The following is an 11393-nucleotide window of genomic DNA, read 5'->3' on the forward strand; positions in this document are numbered from 1 at the left end:
CCCAAGTCGATGTTCAAAACCATGACGAAACGAGTTGATCTTGACCTTCTGCCGGTAGCGTTCCCGGTTGACTCCTTCTTGCCCAGTGGCGGCAGCCAGGCTCTTTGAAATTTCACCCCGCGCCGGCGGCAGGGTTGGCGAAATCGGCCTTGGTGGCCGAGTCAGGTTGGGCGCTTTCATGGAAGATAGCATCCAGCGAATGCCGGAGACCCTTCATCAATTCGTTCTGGCGGGCGAGCGCCGCGATGCGCCGCTCGTAATTCAAAATCGACTTCGTCAGTTCGCTGACCTCGGAGGATCTGCTGGAGGAGGCCGCGCCATTTTCCATCGCCTCGACCAGGAAGGCGGCGTTGGTGGCCTTTGTCCGGTAGCGATTCTCAAGCCCGTTTTTCTCCGCCTCGATCTCGGCTGCGATCTGGTCAAGCAGCTTTGCCAGGCGGTCAAGGCGCGAGATATCGGTCTGCCTGTCTCGAGCCGGATCCCTTGATCTGAAGCCAAATATCGAGGCCATGCGCTCAGTTTCCTGTCATAGCCGGCCCAAGCTGTCCCTTGTGCCCGGCCGGGCCAAAAAAGTTCTTGTCGCATCGTCCAGCTCCTCTGACAGGCGGACATTTTCGGCCGATTCAAACAGCCAATCAGAATTGCTGCACCGCAACATACATGCCATTCCCAAAGCGAGTAGGCAACCACCTAGTGCGGCGAATCGGAAATTCGCATCGCTTTGAGGCAGGGTAAGGACCTGTTGACATGATCGGTGTGGCGCGCCGGCGGACCAGCTCAAGCCTCGCCGACCGGGCTGGTTGCGGCCATGAGAAAGCGTCGCGACGGCACAGGCTGTTTCGAGCCAAAGCCGGCGCGGCGAAACAGCGCATCCAGCTTGTCGGCGGCCACGCCGCGAACGATGGGGATGAGATTGGATTGGCTGGCCAGGGCGTAGGCCGCAGCCGCTGTCAGCCCTTTCTCGTTCTTCACGTCGAGGAAGTTTCGCAACCGATATTTGTCGCGTACCTGCCGTTCGTGCTTTCTGAGCACGGCCTTGGAGCCTTCCGGCAAACTGTCGATCGCCAGCAGCGCCAGATCCGCGTCGGCCAGACGCTTGAGATCCTGCGTCTTGTGCTGGCCGCTCAGCGAATCCGCGCGAACGATCGCTCCGTAGCCGCAGGACCTGATGACCTTGAAGCGCGCCCCGCAAGCAACTGCGCGCGCGTAGAGTTCATAGTCTTCGCCCAGCCGCAGGTTTTCGTCATAGCGCAGCCCATGCCGGTCCAGAAAAGCGCGGCTGATCACTGGCTTGAGGAAACCCAACTCACCTCTCTGCACAAGACGACTGGAGATGTTGCCTTCGATGAAGCGCTCGAAATCGAGAAATTCCGGATCGGCCGCAAACCGCGGAGCGGTGATTTTCGAAACGTCGGTCGCCGCATCGTCCCTGATCATCATGATGTTGTCGGCAGCGAAATCCCAATCGGCGCTGGCGAACAACTCGCGAAATCTGCCCTCGAGAAAAAAATCGTCGGCGTCCAGAATGCTGATGAATGGCGATTTGGAGCTGGCGATCGCGGCGTTGCGGGCCACGGAAGGACCGCCGTTGACGTCGAGCCGGATGACGGAAAGCCTGCCGCTGCCATCGTCGGCCGCCCGAACGACTTTCGCGGTATCGTCAGTGGAGGCGTCATCGACGACGACGACTTCGGCCACCTCCGGCTCGCGCAAGGCCGATGCGATGGCAACCGCGATTGTCCGCGCCGCGTTGCGAGCGGCAATGATCACGCAGACTTCCGGTTCTGTCATCAATTCGCCTCTCGACTGCACAGGTAGCTCCGAATTTCTCCCCCAATGCAGCTCTCGTTCTCACTGACTGCCCGGCTGTACGAAACATCAGCCGGCACTTATGCTGCGAGTGCGAAGCATCGTTAAAATCACTCGCTCCGTCCAGTCTTTCCTTTCGGGGTCGTCATGGCGCAAATCGACGGGCGGTGAAATGCCAGCGGATAGGCGGGCCGCTTCGCACACCATCCCTGCCCATTCTGGATGGGGCGTCGGCGCACTCGAGTGGCTGATCACCAGGTCGATCGACAGAGTTTAGGCAGTGGTGGCTGAGTCAGAGGAGGCTGATGGGGAAATCCGCAAGTCGGTTGCCCAGGATGCTGTCGGGCGAGCAGTCCGCCAGGGACCCGGCCGACGCTACCTGCCGTCAGGTCAGTGGAGGCTTCTCCTGGCACTGAACTTCTCGCCATCGGCCGCTTCGGTCGAACTCAGCTTTCGTTCGACGTCGCGAATCTTGTCGGCCGACGTCGGGGTATTTCTGGCAACCATGGCGAAAACAAGCAGAAAGTAGCCCAGTTGAATGACAATGGCGCAGGCTATAGCGCGAAAAAGCGTTGTGCCTAGCGAAGCGCCGTCGAGATAAGACCAGGCGACCACGATCGCCAGCGCGAAAATCATGCCAATAATGAATTTTGGTAGCGACATACCCGACAGCCCGTCAACCTGCTCGGGCAAAAATCGATGATTGACCACCCCGAGCCTCCCTTCGCCATGCGAGCTTGTTGAGGCCACCCGCTTTTTTGGCCGGTTGCTTCCGGCCTTCCCACGCTGTCCATACTCTGACAGAAACAATTTGCAACTCTATTAAGGTGTGCAATAGCGGGCAAGGCCAGCCGCAAATTATTTTGCATAAGTTCGGGGGATCGACTCTGCCATGTTGCGACGCACACCCCGGCATCACAACCAATCGCCCGGTATGGACTCACGTCAGTAAGAGCCGCAATATTAATCAGTATTTTACTTTAGGAGCGCTTTATATTTTAAAAAGCTACAGCACGATAATTCTCAACTACGCGGCACGAAGAGCGATACGCCCAAAATCAGCCTCAAAAAGGCACTAACTTTTTCAAGGTTGCCCATAATTTGTCACGAACGCGCCATAAAAGGCCAAAATTTGCGCAGGATCGGTTTATTATTTAATCAATGCATGACGCGATTATTTCAGGCGCTCAAGGAATTGTGTGTTGCGATGCAGCATTTTTTTGATATCGTGCGGCAAACCATCCGTTCAACGTATGGAGTTTATGCATGAGGGACGTAGCCAAGCCGGCCGACGCGGATTTTCCACAGGCCGGTATCGACTTTCCACCAATCGGCGGCCTGCTCAAACGCAGCTTCGATATCGCCGGTTCACTGATTGGGCTGGTTGCTCTCAGTCCGCTGTTTGTGATGGTCGCGCTGCTTGTCAAGTTTTCCGACGGCGGGCCGATTTTCTACGGTCACAGGCGGATCGGGCGGGGCGGACGGATTTTCCCGTGCCTCAAGTTTCGCACTATGGTGCAGAATGGCGAACAGGTGCTGGCGGCATACCTTGCCGCGAACCCGGACGCCAAGGCCGAATGGATAGCTACCCGCAAGCTAAAGAACGATCCGCGCGTCACGCGTGTCGGGGCCGTGCTGAGGAAGCTCAGCCTCGATGAACTGCCGCAGATCATCAACATCCTTCAGGGTGACATGAGCCTTGTCGGTCCTCGCCCGGTGGTGCGCGACGAGCTCGAAATCTACGGCAGTTCGGCCGTCTATTACCTGAAATCGCGCCCTGGCCTGACCGGGCTCTGGCAGGTCAGCGGCCGCAATGACGTTTCCTATGACAGCCGTGTCGCGTTCGATCGCCACTATGTCGAAAACTGGTCGCTGTTCGAGGACATTCGCATCATCATCAAGACCGTGCCTGCCGTCTGGATGTCGCGGGGCTGCTATTGACCGGCCGGCAGCCGGTTGTGCGCGGAGTGACTGTCCAGACGCCAGGCATTCTGCAGCAAGCTTCATCGGACCGGCCCAAAGCGAATCGGAAAACATACAGTTGAAAACAGACATCTTCGAAATCTCCTGGGCCGGCACGGTTAGCAATCGCATGCGTCCGATGCGGCTTATGACCACCTGCCTCGCGCTGGCGCTCGCCGTTCCGCAACTCGCCGCGGCCGACGAGTACCGGCTTGGATCCCAGGACAAGCTGACCATCCGCGTGGCCGAATGGCAGACCGTTGAAGGCACGTTCCGCGACTGGACAGCCGTCAACGGAGAATACACGGTCGGCCCGTCTGGAACATTGTCGGTGCCGTTCGTCGGCGAAATGCCGGCATCCGGCAAGACCACATCCGAGATCGCGGCGGCGATCAGCCAGGCGCTCCAGCGCAAGCTCGCTCTGGCGGACCGGCCGGAAGCCTCCGTCGAAATGGCGCAGTACAGGCCGTTCTACATTTCCGGGGAGGTGCAGACGCCGGGCCAGTATCCCTACGTGCCCGACCTGACCGTCCTGAGGGCGATGAGCATCGCCGGCGGTGTCCGGCGGGCCCCCGAAGGACAGCGGTACGACCGCGACATGATCAACGCCAAGGGCGAGTTTGACGTTCTCCAGGACCAACGGGTCCGACTGATCGTTCGGCGCGCGCGCATCGAAGCACAGATCGCCGACAAGCCGACATTCGACGTGCCGAAAGAGCTGGCCGAGGATCCGAAGCTGGCAAGCATCGTTGCCGACGAGATGGCGATCCTGACGGCCGATCAAAAGAATCTCAAACTGCGCCTTCAGGCGCTCGACGATTTGAAGAAGCTGCTGCAGAGCGAGATCGATTCGCTGCAGAAAAAGATCGTCAACCAGCAGCGGCAGGTCGACCTGGCAAAGGAACAGCTCAGCGGCATCGGTTCGCTGGCGCAAAAGGGCCTTGTGGTCAACACTCGGGTTCTGGGTTCGCAGCAAACGATCGCCGACCTGGAAGGACAGATCCTGGATTACGAAACGGCTATCCTCACCGCCAGGCAGTCGATCAGCAAGGCCAACCAGGACGCCATCGACCTGGAGAACACCCAGAATGCCGACCTCGCCACTGGCCGGCAACAGGCAGAAGCCGATCTCGCCGAAACAATGCTCAAGATGAACATGCACACCGGCCTGATGGCCGAAGCCATGTCGGGGAACCCGGCGCTACAAGGCTATCGCGACGGCGAAGAGCCAACGATGTCGTTTGGCCTGGTCCGGATGGTCGACGGCAAGACCAGCGAAATCGCCGCCAGCGAAGATACACCCGTGCTGCCTGGGGACGTGATCAAGGTGAAGCTGGTGCCAATGGCAAGCCAGTAAGCCTTCGAGCGATCGGCCGATCCGATCAAGCCGAACAAGATTCGATCGGCAAAGAGTTCGACCCGGACGAGTTCGACCATGAACTCGTCGACACTATGCTCGCTGCCCGACAAGCCAGCCTGCCGCCAACTCGGGACGTGAGTAATTACAGCGCAAGGAGATGTTGTGCTTTAGTTGCAACTCAAATCCGAGGAGGACTTCGTCATGCACAGTGCAAGGGACGAAATCGTCAGTCGAGAAAGAGAATTTCACAATCTCAGGTTTAGTCAGGAGGAGGATCCAAGAGGAAGCCTGGACAAGTGGTATCGAACGATTCGACATGGCGCTGAACGTCAAGACGAGCAGATAAAACGGCTTTCGAAAAACGCAGACGTGCTCGAGTACGGTTGCTCCAATGGCGGGTGGTCCCTGCATTCCCTGCACCTGCCCGATCTTTGCCGATCTCTGACGGGGATCGATATTTCGGATGTAGCAGTAAACAAGGCGAACGAACGGGCGAGCGCGCTTGGAAGCACGAACGCTACATTCCTGGCGATGAATGCGGAAGCCATGTCGTTCGAGGACAACAAGTTCGACCTGGTGTATGGACGCGGGATCATCCATCACCTGGACCTGGACCGGTGTTTTTCCGATGTGGTCCGTGTCCTGAAGCCGAACGGCGTGGCGTCCTTCTACGAGCCGATGGGACACAATCCGCTCCTGAATGCCTACAGAAAGCGGACACCCCTCATCCGCACCGCTGATGAACATCCCTTGCTGATTTCGGACTTCGCTTTGGCCCGCCGCTATTTCAGCGATGTCCAGGTGGACTATTTCGGCCTGTGCTCCGTAGGAAGCGCGCTCATGCCGCGAACCATTTCGGAGACCGTCTACACGGTTGGCAAAGCTGTCGATTCAGTGGTTTTGACGCTTCCCTTTGTGAAGCGGTTCGCATGGTACGCGCTCCTGACCCTCAGGGCCTGATCAACAGGCAGCAAACCCAACTCGGGCGAGGCTCGCCTGCTGCCTGTGAGATGAGATGATTGCTTGGCCTTGGCGCTGTCAGGCGGCGTTTTTGTGCGCGCCACCAAAATCAAGGTAATATTTTAGCCCTTGCTTAGCGCCCTGCGGTTTCTGGTTCCGCGAGGTCCGCTGCGGTCCATCGGGGACGGGCGACATGCACCCTGACCAGCTTGAAGTAGCTGTAATACAGGAGGAAGGAGCCCGTGATGTAGGGGTTGAAGGTGTCGATCTCAACGAAGGACCGAATGAACAAAAGCACCATCACGCCGGCAAGAATCACCGACTCGGCTTGCCATGCCCTGAATATCAGGGCCGATATATGGCCCCATAGCGTGCGCAGGATGATCAGCGAAATCAGCGTCGCCCCGACATAACCGAGCTCGACGAGGGCTTCGATATAGGTGTTGTGGAAGTGGAAGCCGCTTCGGGTTGTGATGTAGAATTCGTTCCAGAGCCGCTCGGCCTCGGCGAACCCCTGCACCCAATAGGCCGCGTAGCCGACGCCGAGGACTGGCGCCTGCTGCGCCGCTTCCCAGCCCTGCTCCCAGAGATAGGTCCGTCCGGTGAGCGTGGAATCCTTTCCGAAGGCGCCAAGGACGAAATCCAGAAGTCCTGCAAAGGCAACCGCGGTGACCACGACCAGCCCGCATGCGCCGACCACGAAAATCACCCGTCGGTAGCGGAGTGGAAGCTTTTTGGCCATGGCAAGCAGAGCCACCAGAGCGAGAACTGCCGGTATCGAAGCCGTCGAGGTGGCGGAATGCGCCATGATCAGAAGATAGGCCGATAGGACGAGGATGGGCGCCGTCAGGATGAAGCTTATCCGGCCGCGCCTGAGAAAAACCAGGAAGACAATGCAAAAATAGATGCCAAGGGAGGCGACAAAGCCGATCTGGTTCTTGGAGCTGAATGCGCCGACGAAATTGTACGTCCCGTCGAGCATATCATAGGAATAACCCCCGACCTTGAGCGAATAGAGCAGGACGACAAAAATCCCGATCAGCGAGCCTATCGTCAACGTCCGGACGCTGACGGTGCGCGCGGCGATGTAGGCGCAGGCGATATGGGAGCAATACTGGATTGACGTCCTCAACGTGATGCCGGGGGCATCCGACCAGAACACCGAGAGGCAGACATAGAATGCAAACGCCAGCGGCAGCCACGCGCTGGAGGCATGCCGCAACAGCCGCCGGTAGTCTACCAGGATCAGGGGAAGCCAGACCGCATAATAGGCCAGGATCAAGATCGGGCCGAAAACCGAGGAGTAGGAGAACGCCCAAATGGAGATGGCAACAGCAAATGCGCCGTAGACGGTGCTCTTCTCCGGGTCGACCAACAGAGATTTTGGAATCTTCATCTCGGTAGCGAATTCCCGTCCATGCAGTTCAATGCCGATTCGTCGCCGCGCCATGCGCGAACGCTCTCATTGTGCAGTGCAATATAACCCATCCCCCACAGCCTGTCACCCAAATGAGGCAAAAACAGCCATAAGGCGCCCCGAGACGGCGGGAAAAGGCCACGACAGGCCGTGCGGCAAGAACCCGAGCATCCCGGCGCAGGGCTGGGGCATCGCTCTCGGCGCCCTCAAAAGCCATCGCCGCCGCATCTAACGAGAGGGTCGGCATGACCGCCGCGCGGAACTGTTTTTGCAGTTGCTTTCAGCACCGGACCGAAAAATAGCAGCCGGCATTCGTTGCATCCGTTGCAATGAATGAGGCCCTCCGCGTACGCTATCTCGGGGACAACCAGACGATGGCCACACCAACAATTGGCAGACGCTGGTCGTCCCCGATCTGTTGGGTTGGAGCAAACGGATGGACAAACCTCGAATCTTCCTGGGCTCGTCGGGGAAGCAGAAAAAGCTGCTGCAGGCGCTGACACGCGGTCTTGAAGACATCGCGCATGTGGAACCCTGGACGACGTCCTTCAATCCGGGGACAACCACACTGGGGCGCCTGCTCGAGCTTACGCGGGAAGTCGACTTCGCCGCTTTCGTCTTCGCCCAGGACGATTGGACCAGTGTAAGCCTGCCAGCATCATCTGCTCCTGTATCCGCTCAGGCTTCTCCGCGAGACAATGTCGTCTTCGAAGCCGGCCTTTTCGGCGGAGTCCTTGGAATGCGCCGAACGTTTATCCTTCATGCCAACGGTTCCAAGCTTCCAAGCGATCTCCTGGGCCTGACGTCCGTGAGGTATGGCGAAGCGACGACCGCCGCGGAGATGAGAGCGGTCAACCAAAAGCTGCGAAAAGCTGTTGAAAATGAAGGCCGCGTCGCCCGAATAGAGGGCCTTTGGTGGCAGTTTTCCCTGTCGGAGCGGACCGTAAAGGAACCGTCCGCCGTGAGCCTCCTGCGTATCGCGCGAGACCGCGATGGTGCGTTGGAGTTGGCCGGCCGCTCATGGCAAGAGAATGGCAGTCTGTCAGCCAGATACTGGAGCGAGGCGGTAAAGGAGAGAAAGGAGCCTGCCGGCATCTTCTACTTTTGGAATGGAGAACGGCCCTTGGATGCGAACGCGTCGCAGTTGTACGGGACGGGGGAGATCCGGCTCGAGTCCGCCGATCGCGCGTCCGGGTACTTTACCACACGCGCCGACACGCAGCCAAAACTGAACGCGCGCACCTCAGGCGTCTACTTGCGCGCCGAACCGGAGGACTTGAGCATCCTGGACGGGCGCGACAACCAGCGACGAGTGGAGTTGATCGCGGAGCGGCTGAGCCATTGGAAGTCGATCAAGAACGTTTGAACTGTGCGCGTGGAAGTCGCCTTGCAGAGACGGCAGCCCCAGCATCGAATGGTCAGGTCGTAGCCAAGAGCGGCTCTCAACCGCCTGCTCCTGGCCCGCCATGAACCTGTTCGAGGCTCCAGTCCCCGGCTTGAACTTCTCCGCTGTTGACTTCACATTCGCCGCCGGCGGTGTCGCCAGGCGCCCGTCGGGGCGGGCAAATGAGGGAGACCATATGCCAATGAGTTTTGCGGGACGGTTTGCCGGACGATCGGCCGTGGTCACCGGTGGCGCCTCAGGCATCGGCCTGGCCGTCGCGCAACGAATCGTTGAAGAGGGCGGGCGCGTTTGCGTCTGGGATCGCAACTCCACCCAGATCGAGCAGGCCAAGGCTGTCATCGCCGACTTGCACGGCGTGACCGTCGACGTCGCCGATCCCGTAGCGGTCGCACAGGCCGCCCGGCAGACGATCGAAGCCCTTGGCGCGGTCGATATCCTGGTCACCAGCGCGGCCATCACCGGACCGAACATGACGACCTGGGACTATTCGGTGGAGGATTGGCACCGGGTCATCGACATCAACATCAACGGCGTCTTCTACTGCAACAAGGCGCTGGTTCCGCACATGCTCGAGCGCAATTACGGCAGGATCGTCAACATCGCTTCGATCGCCGGCAAGGAGGGAAACCCGAATGCCTCTGCCTACAGCACCTCGAAGGCGGCGGTGATCGGCCTGACCAAGTCGCTGGGCAAGGAACTGGCGAAGACCAAGGTGACGGTGAACTGCGTCACGCCGGCAGCGGTGCGCACCGCGATCTTCCAGCAGATGAGCCAGCAGCACATCGATTTCATGCTGTCGAAAATACCAATGGCGCGGTTTGGCGAGGTCGAGGAGGTGGCGGCGCTGATCTCGTGGATCGCTTCCGAGGAATGTTCCTTTACGACGGCTGCCGTTTTCGACGTTTCCGGCGGCCGGGCGACCTATTGAAGCAACTGGAACGATTTGCAACCACGGACGCCAGACTGGAGTTCCCGTCGTTTGCTTAGGATCGAACCTCCACAGTCCGACGAAGAACTGCTCGACCGCTTCCAGCGCGCCGCCTTCGGCTATTTTCTGGAAACCGTGAATGCGGAAAACGGACTGGTTGCCGACACGTCGCGGCCAAATTGGCCGGCAAGCATCGCGGTCGTCGGCTTCGCCCTGTCCTGCTATCCGGTCGGGGTCGAGCGCGGCTGGATAGCACGAGACGCAGCCGTGAAGCTGACGCTTGCCGCACTGCGTTTCTTCTGGAACAGCCGGCAAGGCGATGGCGACGACGTCACCGGCCACAAAGGCTTTTACTACCATTTCCTTGACATGCGGACCGGCCTGCGCGCCTGGCGATGCGAGTTGTCGGTGGTTGACACGGCGCTGCTGATGGCCGGCGTGCTCACGGCTGGCGCCTTTTTCACAGGCGACACTGACGACGAAACCGAAATCCGCGAGCTGGCGGAAATGCTCTACCGACGCGTCGACTGGCGATGGATTCAAGGCAGCAGACCGACCTTGCGACAGGGCTGGAAGCCGAAGAGCGGCTTTCTGCGTTATGGCTGGGAAGGCTACAACGAAGCGACGATCCTTTACGTCCTGGCAATGGCCGCCCCCGACAAGCCAGCCTCGGACGACAGCTATGCCGGCTGGACCGCGACATATCAGTGGGAAAACATCTACGGCTACGACGTTCTCTATGGCGGCCCGCTGTTCATGCACCAGTTCTCACATGCCTGGATCGACTTCGATGGCATCCGGGATGCGTTCATGCGGGACAAGAACTCGGACTATTTCGAAAACAGCCGCCGCGCGACCTACCTTCACCGGGACTATGCGCGGCACAACCCCTCTGGCTATGACGGCTACGGCGAAGCACTTTGGGGCCTTTCGGCGGGTGACGGACCCGGCAAATTCCGCGCGCGGATCGAGCGGCGGCCGCGCAAATTTTCCGGCTATGCAGCGCGTGGCGCACCGTTCGGCCCCGATGACGGAACGATTGCGCCGTGGTCGTATCTCGCATCGCTGCCCTTCGCACCGGAAATCTGCCTGCCTGCGCTGCGCCACCTCAGAGAACGCCACCCTGAGGTGGTCGACGGTTTCAGGATGCCGAGCGGCTTCAACCCGACGCTGGCGAACCGGCGGAAGTTCGGGCCGAGCGGCTGGATATCGGATGCGCATTATGGACTGGACCAAGGCATCGTCGTGCTGATGATTGAAAACCACCGCTCGCGGCTGATCTGGGAGCTGATGCGGTCGAGCCCGCATATCCGTCGCGGCCTGTGCAAGGCCGGGTTCTCCGGCGGCTGGCTGTCGCAGCCGGCGAGCCCTCCTCGCAAGGACCCCTGCTGAATGACGGCTAAAACGCGCCGCGTTTTACCGGCCTCCTGCGACGCCCTTTAGGTTGCTGTTCCATGCATGTGCGCGACATGCATTAGAGCGGGATGAAGAGAGGCTGAATCGAAGGGGGATTCCCAAATCAGCGGGGATTTGATTCAACATGCTGGCTGGG

Annotated in this window: 10 protein-coding genes; 6 read left to right on the plus strand and 4 right to left on the minus strand. The window is 59.5% G+C overall.

Going from position 1 to position 11393, the window contains the following annotated elements; all coding sequences use genetic code 11:
• Positions 1-112 precede the first annotated feature (112 nt).
• From AC0L3H_RS22190 to AC0L3H_RS22200, 3 genes are all read right to left on the minus strand, one after another.
• A complete protein-coding gene (locus AC0L3H_RS22190; protein ID WP_473586898.1) occupies positions 113-511 on the minus strand; it encodes a hypothetical protein in 399 nt (132 codons plus the stop codon).
• A gap of 266 nt (positions 512-777) precedes the next feature.
• Entirely contained in the window at positions 778-1791 is a 1014-nt protein-coding gene (locus AC0L3H_RS22195) for a glycosyltransferase family 2 protein (protein ID WP_473586899.1), read from the minus strand.
• A gap of 408 nt (positions 1792-2199) precedes the next feature.
• The gene (locus tag AC0L3H_RS22200) at positions 2200-2520 is read right to left on the minus strand and encodes an exopolysaccharide production repressor exox (RefSeq protein WP_473586900.1); all 321 of its coding nucleotides are present in this window, start codon (positions 2518-2520) and stop codon (positions 2200-2202) included.
• Positions 2521-3075: 555 nt separating this feature from the next.
• Between AC0L3H_RS22200 and AC0L3H_RS22205 the strand changes: the two genes are divergently transcribed.
• From AC0L3H_RS22205 to AC0L3H_RS22215, 3 genes are all read left to right on the plus strand, one after another.
• Complete coding sequence (locus tag AC0L3H_RS22205) at positions 3076-3750, plus strand: sugar transferase (protein WP_091592795.1); 675 nt, start codon at positions 3076-3078, stop codon at positions 3748-3750.
• A 169-nt stretch (positions 3751-3919) separates the two neighbouring features.
• On the plus strand, positions 3920-5128 hold the full coding sequence (locus tag AC0L3H_RS22210) for a polysaccharide biosynthesis/export family protein (RefSeq protein WP_091593002.1): 1209 nt from the start codon (positions 3920-3922) through the stop codon (positions 5126-5128).
• Between the two features lie 174 nt (positions 5129-5302).
• Positions 5303-6091, plus strand: a complete 789-nt coding sequence (locus AC0L3H_RS22215; protein ID WP_473586901.1) for a class I SAM-dependent methyltransferase — start codon at positions 5303-5305, stop codon at positions 6089-6091.
• A gap of 133 nt (positions 6092-6224) precedes the next feature.
• Here AC0L3H_RS22215 and AC0L3H_RS22220 read toward each other — a convergent pair whose 3' ends face one another.
• Positions 6225-7487 (minus strand): O-antigen ligase family protein, encoded by a 1263-nt coding sequence (locus AC0L3H_RS22220; protein ID WP_091593000.1) that lies wholly within the window; start codon positions 7485-7487, stop codon positions 6225-6227.
• Positions 7488-7944: 457 nt separating this feature from the next.
• Between AC0L3H_RS22220 and AC0L3H_RS22225 the strand changes: the two genes are divergently transcribed.
• The 3 genes from AC0L3H_RS22225 (at position 7945) to AC0L3H_RS22235 (ending at position 11233) form a co-directional block, all read left to right on the plus strand.
• The gene (locus AC0L3H_RS22225; protein WP_236379044.1) at positions 7945-8874 is read left to right on the plus strand and encodes a TIR domain-containing protein; all 930 of its coding nucleotides are present in this window, start codon (positions 7945-7947) and stop codon (positions 8872-8874) included.
• A 214-nt stretch (positions 8875-9088) separates the two neighbouring features.
• Entirely contained in the window at positions 9089-9841 is a 753-nt protein-coding gene (locus AC0L3H_RS22230; protein ID WP_091592787.1) for an SDR family NAD(P)-dependent oxidoreductase, read from the plus strand.
• A 51-nt stretch (positions 9842-9892) separates the two neighbouring features.
• Positions 9893-11233 (plus strand): glucoamylase family protein, encoded by a 1341-nt coding sequence (locus AC0L3H_RS22235; RefSeq protein ID WP_473490649.1) that lies wholly within the window; start codon positions 9893-9895, stop codon positions 11231-11233.
• Positions 11234-11393 lie beyond the last annotated feature (160 nt).

This window comes from Mesorhizobium sp. WSM4816 (genome assembly GCF_055811535.1).